The sequence below is a fragment of the Ruegeria sp. R8_1 genome, from assembly GCF_017743815.1.
Classification (GTDB): Bacteria; Pseudomonadota; Alphaproteobacteria; order Rhodobacterales; family Rhodobacteraceae; genus Ruegeria; species Ruegeria lacuscaerulensis_A.
Window position 1 is genome coordinate 45155 of record NZ_JAGHRL010000010.1, and the last position, 22568, is coordinate 67722.

General features: G+C 54.4%; 19 protein-coding genes. 14 read left to right on the top strand and 5 right to left on the bottom strand.

Annotated features, from left to right (window positions below):
- Positions 1–1551, bottom strand: a complete 1551-nt coding sequence (locus J7380_RS18905) for a proton-conducting transporter membrane subunit (protein ID WP_209197934.1) — start codon at positions 1549–1551, stop codon at positions 1–3.
- Positions 1552–1663: 112 nt separating this feature from the next.
- On the opposite strand from J7380_RS18905, the gene J7380_RS18910 reads away from it, so the two are divergent.
- The 5 genes from J7380_RS18910 (at position 1664) to J7380_RS18930 (ending at position 6481) form a co-directional block, all read left to right on the top strand.
- Positions 1664–2554: a LysR family transcriptional regulator gene (locus J7380_RS18910; RefSeq protein WP_209197936.1), complete on the top strand. Its 891-nt coding sequence runs from the start codon at positions 1664–1666 to the stop codon at positions 2552–2554.
- Positions 2555–2725: 171 nt separating this feature from the next.
- Positions 2726–3241, top strand: a complete 516-nt coding sequence (locus J7380_RS18915; RefSeq protein ID WP_247742647.1) for a DUF4178 domain-containing protein — start codon at positions 2726–2728, stop codon at positions 3239–3241.
- A complete protein-coding gene (locus tag J7380_RS18920) occupies positions 3241–4542 on the top strand; it encodes a DUF4178 domain-containing protein (protein ID WP_209197940.1) in 1302 nt (433 codons plus the stop codon). The genes J7380_RS18915 and J7380_RS18920 overlap by 1 nt, the downstream gene beginning before the upstream one ends.
- A gap of 176 nt (positions 4543–4718) precedes the next feature.
- Positions 4719–4943, top strand: a complete 225-nt coding sequence (locus J7380_RS18925) for a DUF350 domain-containing protein (protein WP_209197942.1) — start codon at positions 4719–4721, stop codon at positions 4941–4943.
- Positions 4940–6481, top strand: coding sequence for a polyamine aminopropyltransferase (locus tag J7380_RS18930; protein WP_209197944.1), 1542 nt, complete (start codon positions 4940–4942; stop codon positions 6479–6481). Before J7380_RS18925 ends, J7380_RS18930 begins: the two co-directional genes overlap by 4 nt.
- Here J7380_RS18930 and speD read toward each other — a convergent pair.
- Complete coding sequence (gene speD, locus J7380_RS18935) at positions 6428–6826, bottom strand: adenosylmethionine decarboxylase (RefSeq protein ID WP_209197951.1); 399 nt, start codon at positions 6824–6826, stop codon at positions 6428–6430. The two genes, J7380_RS18930 and speD, sit on opposite strands and share 54 nt — an antisense overlap.
- A 488-nt stretch (positions 6827–7314) precedes the next feature.
- Between speD and J7380_RS18940 the strand changes: the two genes are divergently transcribed.
- The 5 genes from J7380_RS18940 to J7380_RS18960 all read left to right on the top strand — a co-directional run bounded on the left by J7380_RS18940 (position 7315) and on the right by J7380_RS18960 (position 13760).
- On the top strand, positions 7315–8466 hold the full coding sequence (locus J7380_RS18940) for a porin (protein WP_209197953.1): 1152 nt from the start codon (positions 7315–7317) through the stop codon (positions 8464–8466).
- A gap of 377 nt (positions 8467–8843) precedes the next feature.
- Entirely contained in the window at positions 8844–10904 is a 2061-nt protein-coding gene (locus J7380_RS18945) for a 3-hydroxyacyl-CoA dehydrogenase NAD-binding domain-containing protein (protein WP_209197955.1), read from the top strand.
- A gap of 2 nt (positions 10905–10906) precedes the next feature.
- Entirely contained in the window at positions 10907–12094 is a 1188-nt protein-coding gene (locus J7380_RS18950; protein ID WP_209197957.1) for an acyl-CoA dehydrogenase family protein, read from the top strand.
- A 3-nt stretch (positions 12095–12097) separates the two neighbouring features.
- On the top strand, positions 12098–13156 hold the full coding sequence (locus tag J7380_RS18955; RefSeq protein ID WP_209197965.1) for an acyl-CoA dehydrogenase: 1059 nt from the start codon (positions 12098–12100) through the stop codon (positions 13154–13156).
- Between the two features lie 136 nt (positions 13157–13292).
- Positions 13293–13760 carry a thioesterase family protein gene (locus tag J7380_RS18960; RefSeq protein ID WP_170356457.1) on the top strand — a complete coding sequence of 156 codons (468 nt, stop codon included), beginning with the start codon at positions 13293–13295 and terminating at the stop codon, positions 13758–13760.
- 64 nt (positions 13761–13824) lie between these two features.
- Here J7380_RS18960 and J7380_RS18965 read toward each other — a convergent pair whose 3' ends face one another.
- The 3 genes from J7380_RS18965 to J7380_RS18975 form a co-directional block, all read right to left on the bottom strand.
- Entirely contained in the window at positions 13825–15444 is a 1620-nt protein-coding gene (locus J7380_RS18965; protein WP_209197967.1) for a choline dehydrogenase, read from the bottom strand.
- A 365-nt stretch (positions 15445–15809) separates the two neighbouring features.
- Entirely contained in the window at positions 15810–16823 is a 1014-nt protein-coding gene (locus J7380_RS18970) for an AraC family transcriptional regulator (protein ID WP_209197976.1), read from the bottom strand.
- 124 nt (positions 16824–16947) lie between these two features.
- Positions 16948–17991: a zinc-dependent alcohol dehydrogenase family protein gene (locus J7380_RS18975; protein ID WP_209197978.1), complete on the bottom strand. Its 1044-nt coding sequence runs from the start codon at positions 17989–17991 to the stop codon at positions 16948–16950.
- Between the two features lie 277 nt (positions 17992–18268).
- On the opposite strand from J7380_RS18975, the gene J7380_RS18980 reads away from it, so the two are divergent.
- The 4 genes from J7380_RS18980 (at position 18269) to J7380_RS18995 (ending at position 22539) form a co-directional block, all read left to right on the top strand.
- Positions 18269–18646 carry a hypothetical protein gene (locus tag J7380_RS18980; protein ID WP_209197980.1) on the top strand — a complete coding sequence of 126 codons (378 nt, stop codon included), beginning with the start codon at positions 18269–18271 and terminating at the stop codon, positions 18644–18646.
- Between the two features lie 144 nt (positions 18647–18790).
- Entirely contained in the window at positions 18791–20317 is a 1527-nt protein-coding gene (locus J7380_RS18985; protein WP_209197988.1) for a DUF4173 domain-containing protein, read from the top strand.
- Positions 20318–20329: 12 nt separating this feature from the next.
- Complete coding sequence (locus tag J7380_RS18990) at positions 20330–21022, top strand: response regulator transcription factor (protein WP_209197990.1); 693 nt, start codon at positions 20330–20332, stop codon at positions 21020–21022.
- Positions 21007–22539 (top strand): HAMP domain-containing sensor histidine kinase, encoded by a 1533-nt coding sequence (locus J7380_RS18995; protein ID WP_209197992.1) that lies wholly within the window; start codon positions 21007–21009, stop codon positions 22537–22539. Before J7380_RS18990 ends, J7380_RS18995 begins: the two co-directional genes overlap by 16 nt.
- The last annotated feature ends 29 nt before the right edge of the window (positions 22540–22568 follow it).

A 22568-nucleotide genomic window follows, 5' to 3' on the forward strand; every position in this document is an offset into this window, starting at 1 on the left:
TCACACGATCGAACGCTTGGACCAACCGTCCAGCACCTTATCGAAAACTGCATTTGCATAGAGACCATTGGTCAGGTGAACCCGTGGCCCTGCCGCTGCTGGGTGCGCGGCCCATAACGGGAATGTCGCCTGTGCCACGGCAACACAGCCAAAGCTGATCAATGCGAGGATAATCAAAGCCCATTCAAGCGGGCCGGGGGCCGGAGTAGCTGGCAGGGTTCCCGAAGTCAGTTTCTGTGCGATGACCTGCAGGGCGAAATAGCTGACCGAAGTGATCAGAGCATAGGCGACAGTGCGTTGCATCAACGCCCGTGGGGCAGCATCAGCAAACCCTTGGGCCAACAGATAAGCAACGCCGAAAATCAGGATGACTCCCAGTGCAATGGCCTGAACCGATTTTCCGTCAAACCCAACGACCATGCCAACAAGTGCGTAGATTGCTATCGCGATCACAAAAGACAACAACACGTTACGCGCGCTTGGGACGGCAATCGGCCCGGGGCGGCGAATTGCCGCGACGTTTCGCACTGCTTCGCCAGCACTGAGGAACGCATGTGCCTTATACAGCGAATGGGCCACAATGTGCAGCAATGCCAGCGGGAACAGCGCCAAGCCACATTGCATGACCATGAAGCCCATTTGGGCAATGGTCGACCACGCAAGCGACGTCTTTACTGCTGGTTGAGTCAGCATCACCAACCCGCCGAACAAGGCAGTGAACCCTCCCAACATGACCAACAACGCCATCACACCCGGCGCAAGCAACATTACGTCGGCGAAACGTATTAGCAGCAGACCGCCAGCATTGATGACGCCTGCATGCAGCAGGGCCGAAACGGGCGTTGGGGCCTCCATAACCTCGGTCAGCCATCCATGCAGCGGGAACTGCGCCGAAGCCAGGACAGCAGACACGGCAATCAGAAAGGCAGCGGACATCGTCAGCCAATTCGGTTCTGCGACCGAAAGGATCGTTTTTATGTCTGTGGTCCCGGTGGCGACAACGATCAGCACAAAAGCCAATGCCAAGGTCGCCTCGCTTAGCCGTGCAACGAGGGCTTTTTTACGTGCTGCGCGCTGCGCGGTGGCGCGTTCCGGATAGAACAGCAGCAATTTGTTCAATGCCAGGCTGGTCGCGACCCAAGCCAGAAAGAACTGCACAAGATTGCCGGACATGACCAATAGAAGAACCGACGCTAGTGTGACCGACATCCAGCCAGCGAAAGCACCTTGGTTGTCTTCGCCATCCATGTACGTCCTGGAATAGCGGATCACGATCCAGCCGATGAAGCTGACTAGCAACAGCATCACGGAACTCACCGCATCCAGGTGAACCGAGAGGCCGACGCCGGACATCCCGATCAATGCCGATGTGCCGGGCCCCTTTATCACCAAAAATATGGTTGCGAGGATCGAGGAAACAAAGGCCGCGAATGCGGCAACTTCAGTCAGTCCTGCTATGTTTCCCGGCCGTTTTCCCGGTTGCCGCGACGCAAACCATGCTGCCCCAAGTAAGGTGAGCGGGCCAAGAAGCGGCAAAAAAACGTAAGCCATAGTCCATTTCCTTCTGTGTCGCGGCCAAAGGGCCTTTTGCGGCAGATAGGACAGAATTTATGACAATAAAAATTCATTGTTTGCAAAGTTACGTTCTAATAAATAGAACAATATGCCATTGAACTATCATCATCTCCGATATTTTTGGGCCGTTGCGCATGACGGTAACCTGACCCGCACGGCGCAGCGTCTGAATCTGTCTCAGTCGGCTCTTTCTGTGCAAATCAAACAACTGGAAGAACGTCTGGGTCACGCCTTGTTTGAACGCCGCGGTCGACAGTTGCAATTGACCGAGGCCGGTCGCATCGCACTGGACCATGCAGACGCGATTTTCGCCACGGGGCAAGAGCTTGTGGCCACGATGGAAGGAACAGTTCAGAACCGAAAGGCACTTAGGGTGGGGTCGCTGGCGACCCTGTCACGCAACTTTCAGATTGGGTTTTTAAGGCCCATCTTGTCTCGTATGGATGTGGAGGTGATCCTGAGATCGGGCAGCCCGACCGAATTGTTAGAGGGGTTAGAGGCGCACAATCTGGACCTTGCCTTGATGAACAGGCCCCCCCCTGATGACAGTCTGACCCCTTTCGAAATTCACTCGATCGGTGAGCAAGAGGTAAGCATTGTGGGCACTCCGGGGCGGTTGCAGTCTGATGCACCTTTGCGCGAGTTGTTGCATAAACAGCCATTTATTCTGCCGACGACCGACAGCAGCCTTCGAACGGCCTTTGACGCGCTGGCCAGCCGGTTATCGGTCCGTCCTCAAATCGCCGCCGAGGTGGATGATATGGCGATGATGCGACTGCTCGCGCGCGAGGATATTGGCCTTGCACTCGTGGCGCCTATCGTTGTGACAGACGAACTGACTTCGGGCCGATTGAAAGAGGCCAAAGAGCATCCCCGGATCAAGGAAACGTTCTATGCGGTCACTCTACGACGGCGGTTTGTGAATCCTTTGGTGCAGCAGATTTTGGAGCAGAATTCCGGCTCTGCTTTCTTGACCTGATCAAAAAGCAACACTCGGCATCTTGCTCTGTCAAACTGTTCTTGCGCTTTGGCAACCCATAAGCAACTTGACGGTATGGAGAATTTGAACTGTCCGAATTGCGGGACGGACTGCCCGATTTCATTGACGTTGATTAAGGTCGTTGTGTGTCCGTCCTGCGGAACCACGCTGATGCTGAACGATGAAACGGCCTCGGTCGCGGGTGACCAGGGCGTGATGCATGATGCACCACTCTTATTCGGGGTTGGCGATCGGGTGGTGATGGGCCGGACTTCGACCCGAATTCTAGGTCACGCCCGATATTCTTACGGCCGCGGGTTTTGGGATGAGTTCTGCGGTGTGGATGAAGCCGGAGAAACCTGCTGGATTTCGGTCGACGAGGGTGACGTCGTGCGGCAAACCCGTTTGCAGGCGGACGACGCACCAAAGAACCAACCGCCCTTCAAGCCCGGCGAAACACTATACTTCGACTCGGCGACGTTTACGGTGACAGAAGTGGAAAGTGCCGAGTGTATCGCGTTGCGCGGGCAGTTCGACGAAGCCCTGAACGTGGGAGAAACCTATCAATTCGTAAACGCGTCTGCCGGTGACGAAGCGTTGCTGTCCGGTGAATTTTGGGGTCAGTCCGCCGCTTGGTTCTATGGTCGCTGGTACGATCCTTTCGACATACAGGTCGGGCGCCAGTAATGACCAGAAACCCCGAGATACTGTCGATCAACTGCACGAGCTGCGGCGCGGGACTGGACGTGTTGGGTGGCGGTCGTGTCGTGGTACAAATCTGCCCTTATTGCGGTAGCGAACTGGATGCGCAGGACAACTACAGAACTCTCAGGCAGTTCAAGGGACTTACGCGTCCCAAGACACCGTTTTCGATCGGGATGACCGGCGCGCTTTATGGGGTCGAATTCACCATTATCGGGATGATCGAGCACTCAGAACGGTGGGGCGGGCGGTTTTACACCTGGATTGATCACCAGCTTTATTCACCCACACATGGGTATGCGTGGCTAACGCTGGAAGCTGGCCATTTGGTGTTTACCCGACGCCACCGTGGGCCGGGATGGATATCTGAGCGGGCAGTGGAAATATCAGAATATCCGCCGATTGTCCGCGTAAATGGAGAGCGGTTTGTCTATTTCGAAACGACGACAAGCTCGATCACCTATGTCGAAGGTGAATTCACGTGGCGGCCAGAAATAGGCGAGCAAACCACAACCATCTCAGCGATGTCTGATGCGGCGATGCTGGGATTTTCTACGACTGGCTCTGAACGCGAGAGCTACCGTTCGATTTACGTCCCCAGAAAAACAGTCGAAGACGCATTCGATGTTCAGCTTGATCAGAAACCTTTTCGCGTTCACCCGCTAGAGCCATTTGTTGCCGGACCGAACTATGGCTTTGTACTGGTTGCCTCGTGCGTGTTTGCGATCATCTGCCTTGTCATGTCCTTTGTTTTTGCCAGCCGCACGGGAGAAGACGTGCTGGACGCGCATGTCCTGACGCGGGCGGATTTTCCCGCAGAAATCACGTTCCCGCTGGAAGCCGACAGTCAGCTTACGCGTATTTCTTTTTCGGCCGATGTTCGCAACAGTTGGGCGTATCTGGATCTGGAATTGCTGGATCCAGACGACACGCCTGTTTTCTTCGCAGGCCGGACCATCGAGTATTATTCGGGCCGCGACGCCGACGGATCATGGAGCGAAGGATCAAGACGCGCCAACCTGTCGTTTCGGCCAGAACGTACAGGCGATTACACACTAACAGTGGACGTGCCCGACCAAGGGGTCTGGACCGGGCAGGGGGCATCCTCGGTTCCGAGTTATCCTTTCAACAAACTCACGATCAATGTGCGTTCCGGTCTGTCCAGCGGCTTGTGGACGCTTGCGTTGGCCGGAGGCTTCGGATTGTTGTTCTTGTTGCAATTCGGACGTAAGTGGCTGCACCAGCGCGCCCGTTGGTCCGGAACCGATTGGGTGGATGAGGATTAACGTGAACCTGTTCCGAGCTATTTTTGTTGTCATTTCAACCACCGCAATCGCTTCAGTGGGTTACGTCGCATGGCACGGCTATGGCGCCGAGAGCCGCGATTTGGATACTTCGGTTCGCGTCGGTAGCAGTGGCGGCGGATATTATCGAACAGGTCGTGTAAAATAAGGGAAAACCAATGGAATATCTGGCAGCGATTCAGATCGCCGAGATTGTAAGCACCATCTTCTACACTGTTCTTGGTGTCTCGCTGATGTGGGGTGTCTGGAAAGTGATCGACTGGCTGACGCCGTTTTCCATCGTGCGAGAGATCGAGAAGGACCAGAACATTGCGCTGGCAATTCTGATCGGTCTGCTATTCGTGGCCGTCTCAATTATCATCGCAGCTGTCATCGTGTCATGACACCCGCTCCGGCGGTTCAGGCACGGGCGGTTTGGTTGCTGGCGGCCACCTTTCTGGTGGCCGTGGCTGGCCTGATCTACGAGCTGATTGCCGCAACTCTTTCCAGTTATCTGCTGGGCGACTCGGTGCGCCAGTTCTCGCTGGTTATCGGGATTTTCCTGTCGGCAATGGGGGTTGGCGCGTGGCTGTCGCGCTTTGTTACTCATGCTTTTTCGGGGTTTGTTTGGGCGCAAATTCTGTTGGGCATTGTCGGTGGCTTCATGGCCCCGGTTCTGTTCCTGAACTACGCGTGGATAGGTCAGGTGGCCTTGCCTTTGTACGCGGCACTGGTTGCTATCGGAATCTTGTCGGGCATGGAATTGCCCTTGATCGCGCGTGTATTGGAAGAGATCGGGGCGCTAAAGTTCCGTTTCGAAAACGTGTTGAGCGTGGATTACGTGGGGGCTTTGGTGGCCTCACTGGCATTTCCGTTATTGGTTATTCCGCATTTGGGATTGATGTCCGCAAGTCTTGCATTCGGCGCGTTAAATCTTGCGGTGGCGGGGCTGTCGTTGCTGGTGTTTCGGGAGCTGGCGACCCGCAGGCAAGTCACAGTCTGGACGTTGGCCATGCTGGCAACGGTTGCGGGCCTATGGGAATCCGAACGGCTGGTCTCCATAACCGAGGCTGAGTTGTTTGAAGATGACATAGTCCTGTCGGAAAACACCCCATATCAACAGGTTACTGTTACGCGGTATCGAGACAGAGTGCGGCTGTTTCTGGACCACTCAATCCAATTCGACAGCCTTGACGAACATCGGTATCACGAACCTTTGGTGCATCCTGCAATGGCTTTGGCACCGCGCAGGGCTCAGGTGCTGGTTCTGGGCGGGGGGGATGGAATGGCCGTCAGAGAGGTGCTCCGCTACCCAGATGCTCACAATGTCACTTTGGTGGACCTTGATCCACGAGTCACCGAGTTGTTCCGCGACCATCCAGCATTATCGAGTTTGAACGATTTTGCTTTAAGTGATCCTCGCGTAACGATCGTAAATAATGATGCGTGGAAATTCCTGGAACAGGATCACAAGATTTACGATGTGATCATAGTCGATTTGCCCGATCCGAAATCCATAAGTTTGTCGCGCCTGTATACTAGGCAATTCTATTCCATTCTGGTTGAACGCCTAAGTGCGCAAGGAATTTTTGTGACACAAGCCGGTTCACCTTTTTTTGCACGACAGGCGTTTTGGTCCGTTGTTGGAACGATCGAGTCCAGCCGGAATCCTCAGCGACCTGGGCAGGGGCTAAGTGTTTTGCCCTATCACAGCTATGTGCCCAGTTTCGGTGAGTGGGGGTTTGTGTTGGCTTCGCCAGAGCCTGTGTCAGGCCGAAAGATCTTGTTGCCGCGGGGGTTGCGATATCTTGATGAAGGTGTTTGGCGTGCAACGCAGGTATTCGGAGCCGATACCGCGCGTATCGCGGCTGATCCGAATACGCTGCAGTCACATGCTTTGGTCGGCTACTATTTGGACGGGTGGGATTTCTGGTTCCGTTAAGGCACCTCGGTGAATACGAGTGATGTCCACACTCACGGGGTGCAGCAATTCTGCAAGGCAGTCCACGGCGCGTTCGGGACAGGTGCCCCCGCACATAAAAATGTCGATCGCGGCATACGATTTCTCGGGCCATGTGTGAATCGAGATGTGAGACTCGGCCAGTAACAGAACGCCCGTGATGCCGCCATGGCCACCGAAAGTGTGAAAGCTGCTTGAAAGGATTGTCGCCCCTGCAGCGTGGGCCGCAGATTTCAGGGCGCTCTCTAGATACGAGGCGTCCGTAAGCCTCGACCCGCCATGATGGTCCAATAGTATGTGCGTCCCAACGGGATTCTTCCTGATCATGTCTTGCGTTTACACGGAAAAAGCGGGCCACGAAAACCCCCGGTTGCCTAGCTCGGGGGCATGTCTGGTCATGGCGAGCGGTAGCTTGTTTTCAAAGTCCGATTTTCTCAGACGTGGCGTGTCGAAAAATCACGTGACACACCGGAAGCGCTTGGGTTAGCTTATCTCAAAACGAAACTAAAAAACATAATACGTAAATACTTGAAGGCATATAACGTGCGGTCGCCCGTTGGGACTCTGAGGAAATTCCCACAGGAGCAGCGCAATGGGCCACGGCATTTAAGCTGTTGCCTGTATCAGGAACTCTGGGGCTTCGGCAACGAGTGGAGTTCTGAAGCAGGCACGGTGTTTCATTGAAACACGGAGGAGCCGCAATTCAGACAAGACATATCTGCACATCCGCTGCGCACCTTTTTCTGACACTGACCGGACAACAAACGCAGAGGTGATCGGGCGCGTTGCAATATTTAAAAATGAGGGAATGACAGATGAAACAGAAAACCAGATTGATATCTTCGGCTGCCGTTCTGGCTCTGGGTTTTGCACTGCCGGCCACGGCCGAGTTAAAGTACGACAACAACTCGGGCGGTTTTGTTGTGCTGTATGGACAGTTGAACCCCGCTATCATATCGGTTGATGACGGAGAAGAGACCGAAACCAATGTTCGCGACTTCGACGCCTCCAACAGCCGTGTTGGACTGCGGCTCGAACAACCCTATGGCGCCAACACGTTCCGGTTCCGCTTTGAAACTGCGCTGGGTTTGCCAAACTCGACCGAAACGGATCAGAACGGCAACGACTTCAGCGGCTGGACACGCGAAGACATTCGACATGTAGATTTGTCCCTAGAGGGAGACTGGGGCACTTTCTCGGCCGGGCAGGGCAGCATGGCCGCTGACGGTGTCGCCGAACAGGATTTGTCGCTGGTTGCTCTGGTCTTGTATTCGTTCACCGCGGATTCAAACGCATCCTTCCTGTTCCGTGACGATGGCGGCATTCTGAGCGGGCCGACGGTCTCGGGAACAACCGATAACTTTGATGGCGCGCGGCGGACACGGGTGCGCTATGACACGCCGTCGTTTAATGGGTTTTCGTTCAGTCTGGCTTATGGCCAGAACGTGTTGGAAGAAGATTTCAACGATGACCGCGACTATTATGACTTTGCAGCCTATTATCGAAACACGTTTGCCAACGGTGTCGAAGTTGCCGCCGGACTGGCCTATCAGGTACGTGGATCCGGCAACAGCGGTTCAGGCGGCAGTGAAAGCGAAAAGCGTGAGGACGTTGTTGGATCGGCCTCGGTTCTGTTGGATAATGGCTTAAGCTTCGCGGTCGCCATCGGTGAGAGGGATGTGGACGATGATGCCTCGGCAGATCCCAGTTTTTACTATCTCAAAATCGGCTACGAGGGCGACTGGTTCAACTTTGGCAAAACCGGTGTCGGGCTTCATTACTGGGACGGCTCAGATTTTAACGCGGATGGTTCGGATTCTGAGGTCTGGGGCATTGGTGTCGTCCAAAAAATCGACCAGTACAATATGGAAGCTTACTTCTCGTACCAGGATTATGCCTATGACGACTCATCCGATGAGTTTGATGACCTGTCCACAGTCGTCTTGGGCGCACGCTGGCGCTTTTGAAGCCGATTCACGTTTGCGGGCCCTTCTTTGACTGGCCCGCAAAAGGATGACATCGGACGATTATAGGCCCTTTTTCCGGACTATCCCAAGGCGCTTTGCGCGGATAAAATTGCTTACTCTGCTTCAGCTATCGCTGGAGCTACTGAAGGTGTATTGAATCCGATCACGATTAACACGGGTTCTTTCGTGCCTTTGGCCACGCTGCTCTGCATTTCTTAAATCAGTGACTGACGAGAAACCCTCTGGTGCCGAAACTCCAAAACTTGTTTTGTGGGTGCTGACAGAATGCAGCAGAAGTTTAGGGCTGACAGCTCGCGATGACAGCACCTAAGGCAACGGAGGCTTTGGGCGTATGCGAGTGAAATCAGGAGGAACCCATGGCGTCAGTTGAAACACGCAAAGAAAATGGCCTAGCGCTCGTAAAAATCGACAATCCGCCGGTCAACGCGGCGGGGTATAGTGTGCGTATCGGGCTGGTGAACGCAGTCCGTGATCTGGCCGGGGACGAAACCGTTCGCGTTATAGTTCTTTATGCTGCGGGGCGGACTTTTGTCGCCGGTGCCGATATTCGCGAGTTCGGCCAGCCGCCGAAGCAGCCGGGTTTACCCGAAGTGTGTGAGATACTGGAAGCCAGCGCCAAGCCTATTGTTTGCGTTCTGCATGGAACAACACTGGGTGGAGGGCTTGAGATCGCGCTTAGTTGTCACGCGCGGGTCGGCATAAAGGGTCTTCGACTGGGTCTACCGGAAGTTAACCTCGGCCTGTTGCCCGGTGCGGGCGGAACGCAACGCCTGCCGCGCCTGGTTGATGGGCAAACAGCGCTGACAATGATCACCTCTGGTAAACCGGTATCGGCAAACGTCGCGCTGGATGCAGGGTTGCTGGATGATCTGCAAGAGGGTGATCCCGAAGCGGTAGCGTTGGCTGCAGGGCAAAAGGTGTTGAACGGCACCCTGAAAACCCGCGTAACTGCCGATCAGGACAACCGCCTCAGCGCTAATGAAATCGACGCCTTTCGCGCCAAGATCACCGGTGAGGTCGCTGAACGCGCCTTAAAGGCTGCTGAAGCAAGTAACCTACCGCTCGCCGAGGGCCTAAAGATTGAACGTGAGCTTTTCGTGGAAGCGATGGGTAGCAACGCACATAAAGGGCTGAAGCATGCCTTCTTCGCGGAAAGGGCAGTTGCCCATATTCCCGAGGCCAAGGCCGAAGCACGAGAGCTGACCTCGGGCGGGGTGATTGGGGGTGGTACCATGGGCTCGGGCATTGCTACGGCGATGCTTCTGGCCGGGATGCCCGTTACGCTGGTTGAGATGGAAAAGGATCGTGTGGATTTCGCTTGCAATACGATCACCAAAAATCTTGCCGGTGCCGTCCAGCGCGGCAAACTGACCGAGGCGCAAAGGGACACGGCCTTGGTCGCATTGACATGTACCACGGATATGGCCGCGCTGGCAGATGCGGACGTTGTGATCGAGGCCGTTTTTGAATCCATGGAGGTCAAGCAGGAGGTTTTCGGAAAACTTGATGAGGTTTGCAAACACGGTGCCATCCTTGCCACCAATACCTCCTATCTTGATGTCAATGAAATCGCATCAAGGACCAAGCGGCCTCAGAATGTCATCGGTTTGCACTTTTTCTCACCTGCTCATGTCATGCGATTGCTTGAAGTTGTGATTGGTAAAGAAACCGCGCCCGAGACGGTCGCCACCTGTTTCAGACTTGCGAAGAAACTCCGAAAGATTGGGGTTCGGGCCGAGGTGTGTGACGGGTTTATCGGAAACCGAATTCTGGCGCATTACCTGAAATCAACGTCATACATGCATCTTGATGGGGCGCCGTTTGATCAAATCGACACAGCGTTGGAAGAGTTCGGTTTCGCGATGGGACCTTTCGCCGTCTCGGATCTTGCCGGTTTGGATATTGGATGGGCCACGCGTAAACGCAAAGCTGCCGTCCGTCCGGCGCAGGAACGATATGTCGAAATTGCCGACCGCATTTGCGAACAGGGTTGGTTCGGACGCAAGACAGGCAAAGGGTTCTACTTGTACGACGGCAAAGCCCGCAGCGCTAACCCAGCGGTGGCCGAATTTGCGCAGGCTGAACGTGATGCCAAAGGGATCACCCGGCGCAGCTTTACCAATCAGGAAATCGTTGACCGATATATGGCGGCGATGGTGTCTGAAGCCGCTCGGGTTGTTGAGGACAAAATAGCCCTGCGTCCCATTGATGTAGATGCTGTATTTCTATTCGGTTACGGCTTTCCGCGCGTATGGGGCGGACCTCTGCAATATGCCGATATGACGGGGCTGGATGTTCTGGTGCAACGCATTGAGACATACGCGCGAGAAGACCCTTACTACTGGCAGGTTCCAGACCTGCTGCGCGAACTGGCCGAAGCGGGTAAAACCTTCGGCGATCTTAACAAAGGGGCGTGAACATGGACCTGAGTTTTACCCCGGAAGAAGAAGCTTTTCGTGCCGAGGTACGGGCGTTTCTGGACGATAACCTGTCTGATGATCTTGTCCGAAAAAACCGTAATTCTGCAGCTTTAAGCAAGGCGGATATGGAAGATTGGCATGCGAAGCTGAACACAAAAGGCTGGTTGGCCGCGACGTGGCCTTCGGAATATGGCGGCACCGGTTGGGGTGCGGTCGAGCGCCATATTTTCGAAGAAGAATGCGCTCTGGCCAATGCCCCTCGTACGGTTCCCTTCGGCCTGAACATGTTAGGGCCGGTTCTGATCAAGTTCGGAACCGAAGCCCAAAAGGCTGAAATTTTACCGCGTATTCTGGATGGCTCAGATTGGTGGTGTCAGGGCTATTCCGAGCCCGGCGCGGGCTCGGACCTTGCAAGCCTCAAGACCCGCGCTGTGCGGGAAGGTGACGCCTATGTAATCAACGGGCAGAAAACATGGACGACGCTGGGGCAGTATGCCAACAAGATTTTCTGCCTCGTGCGGACGTCGAATGAAGGGAAGCCTCAGGAGGGTATCAGCTTCGTTCTGGTCGATATGGACACACCGGGGGTTGAGCTGCGCCCGATCCGATTGTTGGAAGGCGGATACGAGGTGAATGAGGTGTTCTTTACCGACGTGCATGTGCCCGTGACCAATCTGGTCGGTCAGGAAAACAAAGGTTGGACCATCGCCAAATACCTTTTGACACATGAGCGGACAAATATTGCGGGTGTCGGGTTTTCCACCCGCGACCTTGATAAGCTGAAAATGTTGTCCCAAACCCTTGTTCGGGGGGGCAGGCCATTGTGTCAGGATCCGTTGTTTGCGGCGGAAATGACCGAGGTCGAAATCGACCTCGAGGCGCTGAGAATTATGAACCTGCGTATGCTGTCGGCGGCCAAAGAAGGTGCTGCATCCGGAACACAAAGCTCGATGCTCAAGATCAAGGGAACCGTGATCCGCCAACGAATTCTAAGCCTGACCCGTTCAGCGCTTGGGTCTGCGGCGGCCCCATTCCCTGCAGATGAGTTGCCAGAAAACGTGCTGTCCGTGCCCGAAGAAGCAGCGCGTGCTGCAGCCAGTTACTTCAATAACCGCAAGCTGTCGATCTTTGGCGGGTCAAACGAAATTCAGCGCAACATCATCGCCAAAGACCTTTTCGGAGGCTGACCCATGGATTTCAACCTGACCGAAGACCGCCAGATGCTGTCCGATACTGTGCGCCGCTATTTGGCGGACCAATATGATTTCAAAGTCCGGGCCGCGGCGACTGCGTCCGCACCGTACCATTCTGCTGCGAAATGGGAGGAATTGTCCGAACTGGGCCTGATCGCCGCTTTTGTGGCCCAAGACAAAGGCGGTTTCGGTGGTACTGGTTTCGATATAGCCACCGTTTTCGAGGAACTGGGACGGGGCCTATGCCCCGAGCCGATGCTGGCCGCGTTGATGAGCGCGCGTGTCGCTGCCGATTGCGGGGCGCAGACGTTGGTTGATGAGATGATCATGGGCACCAGAAGGTTCGCCTTTGCGGTGTTCGAGCCGGATGCTGATAGTCTTTCTTTGATCCGGGCAAGTGCTGACAAGTCCGGTGACGGCTGGGTTCTGAACGGTCGAAAATCGGTGGTATACGGCTTGCCCGGTGCAGACGGCGTATTGGTGGCAGCGCGTATCGATGCGGAAATCGGGCTGTTTCTGGTCGAGACGCCCGAGACCACCGACTATGCCATGATTGACGGTGGCGGTGCAGGCGAGTTGATTTTGGAGAATACTCCGGCCATCTGTCTGGTCGAAGACGCAACCCAGAGTATCAAAGCGAGTTTGGATGCGGGCCGTCTGGCACTCTGTGCCGAGGCGGTTGGCGTTATGCAGGTTCTCGTAGACATGACTGTGGAATACTTGAAACAGCGAAATCAGTTCGGCCGCCCAATCGCCAGCTTTCAGGCGTTGCAGCATCGCGCTGTAGATATGGCAATCGAGATCGAACAGTGTCGGTCGATCACTGTTCTGGCTGCCAGTAAGCTGGAAACCGATCAAGCTGAAAAATACGTCGCCATGGCGAAAAACCTCATTGGACGTGCAGGCACCATGATCGCCGAAGAAAGCATTCAGTTGCATGGGGGTATCGGAATGACATGGGAATACCCGGGATCACATTATGCCAAACGTTTGGTAATGATCGACCATCAACTGGGCGATCGCTATGCGCAATTGCAGCGCGTGATCGAGATGTAACCTGCGTTTTGACTGGGTAAAGGCATCGTGTAGCTGCTTAGCTAAGAAGTATCAAAACTATCGGGTTCTGGGTCTTGTTTCCTGACGTGTTCTACCACAAAAGTCTGGAACCCTATTTGAACGCAAAGGCTATTTCATGAATGCCCGTCACGACCAAGACCTGTCGACCTTGTCCGATTGTCCTGATGCGTTTTGGAAACGCTTTGTCGTAACGAAAGACGATCTCGATGGCTTTAACCACGTTAACAATGCCGTTTATTTGAAGTGGCTGGACGCGACAGTATGGGAGCACACACGGGCCGTGGGCTTGGGTGAACGTGCCTGCCTGGAGCTAGACCGCGGCATGGCGGCCGCGCGTCACGAAATCGACTATATCGCGTCTGCTTTTCTGGGAGATGAGATCGTTGTTTACAACTGGATCTCTGCCAACGACCAACGGTTGCGCGCCAGCCGGTCTTTTCAAGTGATCCGGCTGCAAGACATGAAAACGATCCTGCGGGCAAAATCCCACTACGTATGCACCAAACTGAGCACCGGTCGCCCCACACGAATGCCCGAGATATTCAAGACGGCCTATGACGTGAAAGTCTCGGTTCAGCGTTAGAATTATGCACGAGTGAGTTCCGGCACTGGTCCGCGTTTCGACCAGTGCTTTTTGGACTCAGATATCAGGCTGCGCGGGCAGCCTTAATCAGATCCGAGGCGCGCTCGGCGATCATAATCGTAGGGGCGTTAGTGTTCCCGGACACCAGATTGGGCATGACCGAAGCGTCAACTACACGTAACCCCTGAATCCCGTGCACGCGTAGTTCAGGGTCTACGACCGACATCTCATCTACGCCCATTTTACACGTGCCGACGGGGTGATAGATTGAGTCTGCGCGAGACCGGATGTGGTTTTCCCAATCCTCATCAGTCCTCAATTTATCAGATCCAAACATTTCTTTTTTGCGGTGTTGGGTCATAGTTTTGGTCTCAAGGACGTCGCGCATCATCTTCGCGCCTTTGACCATGACTTTTATGTCGCGAGGATCGGACAGGAAAGCTGGATCAATACCCGGTGCAGCCAGCTCGTTCGTGCTTTGCAAAAAGACCGAGCCGCGGCTGTACGGTCGTACTTGGCAGACGTGACAGCTGTAGCCGTGTCCCAGATGTTGTTTGCGCCCGTGGTCGTCGAGTAAGGCTGGCACAAAGTGAAACTGAATATCCGGCCGGTCCAGCGCCGGATCGGTCTTTAAGAATGCGCCAGCTTCGGCAACGGGTGACGCGGCAAGAGAAACTCCGTCTTTGCGCCACCGCAGGATTTCGCGGACGATGTGGATACCGCCTCTCAAACTGATCCCAAGGTTGTCGTGCCGATTGGTCTTGTAGCCAAGAATAAAGTCCAGGTGGTCCTGCAAATTCTGGCCGACGCCCGGTAGATCATGTCTGACCTGAATGCCCAACTTGGACAGATCTGCACCATTACCGATCCCTGACAGTTGCAATAGTTGCGGCGACTGAAAAGCCCCCCCGCAAAGTAAGACTTCATGTTTTGCGGTAACCGCAATGTCCTGGCCTTTGTGTTGATAAATCACGCCTGTGGCACGTTTCCCCTCAAAGGTGACGCGACGTGCACGAGCGCGGGTCACAATCGTAAGGTTGGGTCTGTCGGCATTGGGAAACACGTAGCCTGCAGCCGCCGAGCAGCGTTCACCGTTTTTGTCTTCGTCAAAGAACTGTGTGACCTGATAAAATCCAACCCCTTCGTTGTCGCCCGTGTTGAAGTCGCGAGTTCTGCGATGTTGCAACTGCGTGGCGGCATCAACAAAGGCTTCAGATAAAACATGGATGGATTTCTGGTCACACACCTGCAGCGGTCCGCTGCCGCCATGCATGTCGTCTTCGCCGTGTTCATTGTTTTCGGCTTTTCGGAAATAGGGCAACACACTGTCCCAATCCCATCCTTCGCAGCCCAGATCGGCCCAAGCATCATAATCCTCGCGCTGGCCGCGGACATAAAGCATGGCATTGATCGCACTGGACCCGCCCAGACACTTCCCGCGCGGCTGATAGCCCTTGCGCCCGTTCAAGCCGGGTTGTTCGACCGTTTCAAAGCTCCAGTTGTTGATCTTTATCGGCTTGCTTGGGACCATGGCTGCGACTGCCATAGGCATACGTACGAATATATCGTTGCCACCCCCGCCGGCTTCGAGCAGGCAAACCGAAACTTTCGGATCTTCGCTGAGGCGTGCGGCAAGAACCGACCCGGCGGAGCCGCCACCTACTATGACGTAATCGAACTGCATAGATTTCCTTCCAGTTTACCTGCTTTCTTGCGGGTTATATGTGGTGCGAGGATTAGTGCGTAAGCTGATCCGGCTCGGACCAAGTTTCGCCCGCCAGTCTGTATTTTCTCGCAAGAACAAAACTTTAAAGCCAAACGAGTTTGTCGGATGGGGTTTCGTTCGCAGCAATGACATAGTTATCCTCCGGCCGTTTCTCGGATGCCCCAGCCTCTCTCCTAGCCAGCAGCAACTCGATACCCAACAGAAAGACTGATCTGCGGATGTTTCGACTTAGTGAAAAATATTGCCAGTCGACCCCAGTGCGTAAACCCCACATCGGGTCATAAGATTGACAATCGAGGACAACGTAGCGTCAGATTCCACCTTCAGAAACCGACCCTATAGTGTTTCGGTGTTTTTCCTGTCCACCGTCTGAAGGCGCGTACGAAGCTGGCAGAATCTGAGAAACCTAGCACATAGGCGATTTCCTGTGTGCTGAGTTCGGCATCCCTAAGATACCGAAGTGCTAATTCAGACCGCGTGGAATCGACGATATCGCTGAACGTCGTGTTTTCTCGTTTCAGATGGCGGCGCAGGGTTCGGCTAGTCAATCCAATCTGACGTGAAATCAGTTCCATATTGGCCCCAAAAGAGAGGCTTTGAACAAGCGCTTTTCGAACTTCTCCGGACACGCGCCCCTCATCACGGCTGAGCAATTCGGACAACTCTTGTTCGCAAATCTGGACGATTTGCTGAAAGGTCATCCGGTTTCCCAGTTCCAGTCTTTGGTCCATCCATTTGGGAGGAACACTATACCGGTTCTTCTCAGCCGAGAATTTGATGACATCTGCGGCGTGTGCCGGAATGGTGTAATAACTGTCCCTAGGGTATCGCAACTCAAGCAAATTGCACTGGAAATCCTGACCGATCACGTCCTGATGCAGTGAGGCAAATATTCCGGCCTGCAGATTTGTCAGAAAGGCATAGAAGTCAGGCGATTGTTCGATCACCGAGACCGGTTCAAATTCCCAACCGGGGTTGTCCTTATCAAAGTCAAAGGACATTTCAGCTGTAGGCGCCGCAAGATAGTGAAACCTCTGCGCGAAATCTACAGTATCCCGGTATCTTGTGCTGCTTAGAACAGCATATCCATAAAGCCCGTAATCCGAGATATGGAGGTTTCTTCCGATATCGTAAGGTAATTCCGGGTGCCAGCGCTGCTGCGCGATATTATTCAGCACATCGATGATCTGACGCAGCGAGACACGATACTCTGTGTCTTTTAAGCGACTTCTGTCGATATCGGTTCGTTCGAATACACCATCAGATTGAATCTGATAGCGATCCAATACCCGAAGCGCCGCATTCAATTTTGCGGCTGTATAATGCCTTTCTTTCAAAACTCCTCCCACTCGGTTCCACTGCGTTCGCAACCGGGTTGAGCAAGACTATGGCCTATATCTATCTGATCACACAAGAATCTTGGTGATAACAATCCGTTTTTATCGACAAGAGCTAGTCGCGTTAACGGTCGAAATCAGTGATGACTGTCGCGCCGATGGATTGAAAGCGGTCCATTTCCATCAAGGCCTGCGGTGCCTGAGACAGGTTGATCGTTTCGCCTACCAGTTTTTCTGGCGCCAGCTTGCCACAAGCGATCATGTCCAACATTGCGCCGTACCGATGGGCCTGCATTCCGTGAGAACCCAAGATTTCAAGCTCATTCGAGATAACTTTTGCCATTGGCACCTGAGGTTGCGCTTGTTCGCCCAGCATAAGCCCCACCTGCACATGTTTCCCTCGGGGTCGTAGGTTCTGGATGGAGTTGAAGCAGGTCGCCGGATGTCCCAGTGCGTCAACCGAGACATGAGCACCGCCACGGGTCAATTCGATAACTTCTGCTGCGACATCTGTCCCGGTGCCATTGATTGCGGTGGCCGCGCCCAGGTTCCGAGCCAGGTCAAGCTTTCGGTCATCAATATCCACGGCTATGACCTGAGCGCCCAACGCGCTGGCGATCATCACGGCAGACAGACCGACCCCGCCGCACCCGTGAATTGCGACCCATTGACCTGCGCCGACTTTCCCTTGGTCGACAATAGCGCGAAAAGACGTCGCAAAGCGGCAACCAAGGCTGGCCGCGGTTGCAAATTCCATGCGCTCGGGCAAAGCAACAAGGTTTAGATCGGCCTGATGAACCGCAACATATTCGGCGAATGAGCCCCAGTACGTAAAGCCGGGTTGATGTTGATCCAGACACACTTGTTGGTGTCCCGCGTGGCATTCCGGGCAAGAGCCGCAGCCTGCGACAAAGGGGACTGTTACCCTGTCACCTGGTTTCCATTTCTTGACGTTTACGCCTGTGGCTTCCACAACGCCGGCCAGTTCGTGGCCGGGGACATGTGGCAATTCAATATCGTCGTCATGCCCCATCCAACCGTGCCAGTCCGAGCGGCATACACCCGACGCCTCAACGCGGATCACAACACCATCTGCATCCGGTGAGGGGTCACTTATTGTGACCAGCTTAGGAGGCTGCGAGAAATTTTCGTAGAGAACGGCTTTCATTGGTCAGTCCCGCGGTAGTGGTTGCTCAGGCAGCATGGTAGTCAGGTTTTCATGCGATAAAAAGCTCTGCCAAGTGTCGTTTGTTCAGTGGTTTCGGTGTTCAATTTACTGTGGCCTCCGGTTGCGGACATTTATCGATGAAAATAGGTCCTGTGCCATTGTCGCAAACAGCTTGGACCTACAATGACGTTGCCTCAAACCGACTTGGTTCAGCTTGGAGTTCCCCAATGCCTGGCGGTTTCCCGACAACCAATGCGCTTGCGAGTCTGAGGGGAACATGGTCAGATTTTATTACTTGGGTCTTTTGCTCGTTTTCCTTTGGTTTTTTTGCGGCGGGATCGGGCATTTTGTCGTGTCAGAGTTCTTCCTAAGTATTACGCCACTTTATGTTCCTTGGCCGTTGGCGGTGGTTTACGTGTCAGGAGTTTTGGAAATCTTGGGGGCGATTGGCATTCTATTGCCGCAGGTCCGCCAACTGGCTGGGAATTGTCTGATTTTACTGACATTAGCCGTGACCCCGGCCAACATTCATATGTCATTGAACCCTGAGCTTTACCCATTTGTAGCCGAATGGCAGCTGAACTTACGCCTGGTTATTCAAGTCCTACTGTTGGTTTGTGTCTGGTGGTCGACACGCGACCGTCGCTGGGCCTGACCGTTTGGTCAACTGGGTGGTCTCCTCAAAGGTGTGCGCAAAATCTGCACAATAGCCTTTCAAAACCTGTTCAGGACCCGCCCCAGCTCTGCAATTGCGTCTGTCAACCTGACGGGAAGAACAACCGCAATCAGGAGGCGCGAAATGAGGCAGGAGCTGATAATCCACGGAGTGCCGGATAGCCTTAAACGAGATGCGTGGTGGCTAAGCATGTCAGAGACAACATCCGCGCAAACAACCCCACGGGCGCAAAGCGATAAATCGCTGTTTTCCTCACTTGGAATGCGGCACAAGATACCATTGCTTGGCGTTTTGGTGACACTGGCAGACTGGCTGTTCTGGCACCAGCCGATTGGAATCTCTCTTGCCGTGTTTGCGATGATCCTTTCGGCAGCAATAGTGGCATTGAAGACCCCTCGGACCATTCGGCGTGAATGGGTCGGGGCCATGGGCTTTGCCCTAGTGTGCAATTTGCCGTTGTGCATCGACCTACAATTCTTGTCGGTGTTATTTAGTCTGGCCGGTTTGGTTTTGCTGGTGGCGTGGTCGGTCTACGGATTGCCGTTGAACGAACGCTTGCTTTTTAGGGTTGCAGTGCGGTTGCCCACAATCGGAAACTTGTTGCTGAGTTGGGCCGCGCTGCGTGATTTGCCTGAGGCAGATATGGGCATGGGCATTCGTCGTCAGGCATCTTCGGCCGTGCTTCCCTTCATGATGGGTATCATTTTCCTGATACTGCTGGCCGCCGCAAACCCAGTTCTGGAAGGCTACCTGAAAGGGTTGGACCCAACTCATTTTTTCACAGCCGATTTTTGGTTGCGCGTCTTGTTCTGGTGTCTGATCGGGTCTCAAGTTTGGGCGTGTTTGAACCTTAGTAAGTCGTGGTTGGGTTCCGAGGCGCAAAAACCCTCTTTCCCGAGGGCCGGGCCCGGGCGGGTTACATTTCTGATCAACCCTCTTTCTGTTCGGAATTCGCTGTTTTTGTTCAACCTGTTGTTCTTTGTGCAGACAGGTATGGACATCGGGATTTTTACCGGCGGTGTCGCCTTGCCCGATGGTATGACTTATGCTTCCTATGCCCATCGCGGAGCCTATCCTTTGGTCGTGACGGCATTGCTAGCAGGGGTATTCGTCCTGTTGACACGCAGCATGATCGCGCAGGATAGGGTGCTGCGGAATCTGGTTTATCTTTGGTTGGCTCAGAATATCTTTTTGGTGATGACCGCGGCCTTCCGCCTACAGCTGTATGTCGGGGCATATGCACTGACGTATCTGCGCGTCGCGGCCTTTATCTGGATGGGCCTTGTATTGATCGGCTTGGTGCTGACGGTCATTCAAGTTCATCGAGGGTTGGGAGTTGATTGGCTATTGCGACGGTGCCTGGCCACGGTTGTCGTCACAGTCTATGTTTGCTGCTTTGTCAATTTCGCGCACCAGATCGCTGGTTACAACCTGACGCACGGTCGGGATCTGGCGCTTCGCGATACCTACTACATCTGCGGATTAGGTCCCAATGCATACCCTGCCATACACGCTTTTGAAGCCAAAACCGGCGAGCGTATTTGCGGTAAAAGACTGGACTATCTCATGTCCCAGGATGCCATTTCCAACTGGCGAGAATGGGGCTTTCGCAGGTGGCGCATCCAAGCCTATTATCAGGCTCAGAGCTGAGGACCCTATTTGATGCCCGCACGTATTCTTATCGTCGACGACGATCCGGACATTCTTGAAGTGACAGGGTTTGCAGTTGAAAACGCGGGTTTTCAGACGATGTTTGCCAGTGACGGTTTGGCCGCACTTGACGCTGCTCGACAAGAGCAACCTGAACTGATTGTATTGGATATCGGCTTGCCTGAACGTGACGGGCTTGAAGTGTGTCGCGAAATTCGCAAGTCCTCGGATGTACCGATCCTGTTTCTTACGGCTCGGGATGATGAGGTTGACCGGATCGTCGGGCTTGAGATCGGAGCAGACGACTATCTGACCAAACCCTTTTCCCCGCGCGAACTGGTAGCACGTATCAAAGCCATCCTCAAACGCAGCGTCCCGCCGGCCACTCCGGCCGAACAAGTCCTCGTGCAAGGGAAGCTGACTCTGGATGCGCGGCGCCATTCGTGCCTGTACGGCGCAGAGCAGGTGGTATTGACAGGATCAGAGCTTCGGTTGTTGGCAACTTTGATGTCCCGACCGGATCACGTTATGTCCCGACCTCAGTTGGTGGATGCGCTGTACGGCTACAACATCCACGTGTCGGACCGAACAATAGACAGTCATATTCGCAATATTCGCGCCAAGTTGTCACAAGCCGGCTGCACCGACGGAATTGTCACCGTGCATGGTGTTGGCCTGAGGATGGGACCATGCAAGGCGGGGTAAAGCCTAGAAAACGTCCCAAGCTTTGGACTGTTGTCTTGCTTGTTCTGGGGATTGTTCTTTGTCTGCCGTTTGCTGGGCTGGCGCTGTTTCGATTTTACGACAGCCAGTTGGTCCAGCAAACCGAAGAAAGCCTGCTGACACAAGCCGCTGTCCTCTCGGCGACCTATTCCGAGCTATATGCTGAGGCAGCAGGGCTTGATCCGCCCAAGCGCGGCGCGATTTCGGTCGATCGGGCGGTTTTTCCAGCGTTGTCTGTAAACCGGGAAACAGTTTTGCCTCCGCGCCCCGATGCGCAGGCGATGCAACTGGACCCCGGCCGCGTTTATAAGCAAATAGCGGCTCCTTTATCGCGGATCGCGGCTGGAGCACAGACGCAAACGCTCGTGGGGTATCGGTTTCTGGATACGTTCGGAAATGTCTTCGCCGGAACCGCCGAACTCGGAGAGAATCTGGGGCAGGTGGCCGAAGTACAGGAAGCTATGCAGGGGAACATCGCGTCGGTCGCTCGAACGCGTCTGCGCGAGGACAGAACGCCTGCGGTCTATACACTCAGCAGGGCGGCCCGTGTTCGCGTGTTTGTTGCGATGCCGGTGTTCGTAGAAGAGGCGCAGATCGGGGCTGTCTATCTGAGCCGGACCCCAAACCATATCTTCCGATTTCTTTATGGCGAGCGTTTTAACTTGGCTAAAGCGGCCGTATTCGTCGCTTTGTCCACTGCGTTGATCGGGTTTGTGTTCTGGCGCTTTATCACACGGCCCATCCGCCTTTTGATAGAAAGGACGCAATCGGCAGGCTATGGCGTTGACGCGTGGGAGCCACCAGAGCATTTAGGCACTCGCGAAATTGAGGAGCTGAGTCAGAGCTTTCAGTCTCTCACCACACGTCTGCAAAACAAACAAGACGCGCTAAAAACCTATACCGCCCATGTCACGCACGAGTTGAAGTCTCCTCTGACTGCCCTCAAAGGTGCGACCGAGCTGCTGCGGGACAACAGCTTGCCTGTGGAACAACGGAACAAGCTTCTGGATACCGTAGATAAAGGCGGCAAGCGTATGGAGGACTTGCTGGCCCATATGCGTGCGTTCAGCCTTGCCGATCAAAGTGCTTTGACCGGGAGTTGTCGTCTGGATGATGTCGTTCCCTTCGTGACCGAGACCTTTCCCAACCTTTCGGTGCAAGTCGAAAACGGAGATCTCCCTCTGCCCGTGGCTGAAGAAACGCTAAGGATTATACTGACGCATTTGCTTGAAAATGCACAGCAACATGACGCGAGTGAAATTGTTCTGACAGCAGGTCAAGGCAACGATGCGACCACCCTGCGCGTTGCAGACAACGGCACGGGGGTTAGCGATGGGAACGCAGGAAAGATCATGCAGCCCTTTTTTACCACGCGGAGAAACAGTGGTGGGACGGGTATGGGTTTGAATATTGTGACGGCAACCGCCGAGGCGATCGGTGGACGCCTAAGCCTGGACCCATCCAGTCGCGGGGCATGTTTTCTCTTGACCTTCGGCTGACTCGACTGTCGTGCTAAAGAGCACGATTA

Coding starts and splice junctions, on each gene's coding strand:
- J7380_RS18905 (WP_209197934.1), bottom strand. CDS start 1,551: ATGGCTTACGTTTTTTTGCCGCTTCTTGGCCCGCTCACCTTACTTGGG.
- J7380_RS18910 (WP_209197936.1), top strand. CDS start 1,664: ATGCCATTGAACTATCATCATCTCCGATATTTTTGGGCCGTTGCGCAT.
- J7380_RS18915 (WP_247742647.1), top strand. CDS start 2,726: ATGCTGAACGATGAAACGGCCTCGGTCGCGGGTGACCAGGGCGTGATG.
- J7380_RS18920 (WP_209197940.1), top strand. CDS start 3,241: ATGACCAGAAACCCCGAGATACTGTCGATCAACTGCACGAGCTGCGGC.
- J7380_RS18925 (WP_209197942.1), top strand. CDS start 4,719: ATGGAATATCTGGCAGCGATTCAGATCGCCGAGATTGTAAGCACCATC.
- J7380_RS18930 (WP_209197944.1), top strand. CDS start 4,940: ATGACACCCGCTCCGGCGGTTCAGGCACGGGCGGTTTGGTTGCTGGCG.
- speD (WP_209197951.1), bottom strand. CDS start 6,826: ATGATCAGGAAGAATCCCGTTGGGACGCACATACTATTGGACCATCAT.
- J7380_RS18940 (WP_209197953.1), top strand. CDS start 7,315: ATGAAACAGAAAACCAGATTGATATCTTCGGCTGCCGTTCTGGCTCTG.
- J7380_RS18945 (WP_209197955.1), top strand. CDS start 8,844: ATGGCGTCAGTTGAAACACGCAAAGAAAATGGCCTAGCGCTCGTAAAA.
- J7380_RS18950 (WP_209197957.1), top strand. CDS start 10,907: ATGGACCTGAGTTTTACCCCGGAAGAAGAAGCTTTTCGTGCCGAGGTA.
- J7380_RS18955 (WP_209197965.1), top strand. CDS start 12,098: ATGGATTTCAACCTGACCGAAGACCGCCAGATGCTGTCCGATACTGTG.
- J7380_RS18960 (WP_170356457.1), top strand. CDS start 13,293: ATGAATGCCCGTCACGACCAAGACCTGTCGACCTTGTCCGATTGTCCT.
- J7380_RS18965 (WP_209197967.1), bottom strand. CDS start 15,444: ATGCAGTTCGATTACGTCATAGTAGGTGGCGGCTCCGCCGGGTCGGTT.
- J7380_RS18975 (WP_209197978.1), bottom strand. CDS start 17,991: ATGAAAGCCGTTCTCTACGAAAATTTCTCGCAGCCTCCTAAGCTGGTC.
- J7380_RS18980 (WP_209197980.1), top strand. CDS start 18,269: ATGGTCAGATTTTATTACTTGGGTCTTTTGCTCGTTTTCCTTTGGTTT.
- J7380_RS18985 (WP_209197988.1), top strand. CDS start 18,791: ATGAGGCAGGAGCTGATAATCCACGGAGTGCCGGATAGCCTTAAACGA.
- J7380_RS18990 (WP_209197990.1), top strand. CDS start 20,330: ATGCCCGCACGTATTCTTATCGTCGACGACGATCCGGACATTCTTGAA.
- J7380_RS18995 (WP_209197992.1), top strand. CDS start 21,007: ATGCAAGGCGGGGTAAAGCCTAGAAAACGTCCCAAGCTTTGGACTGTT.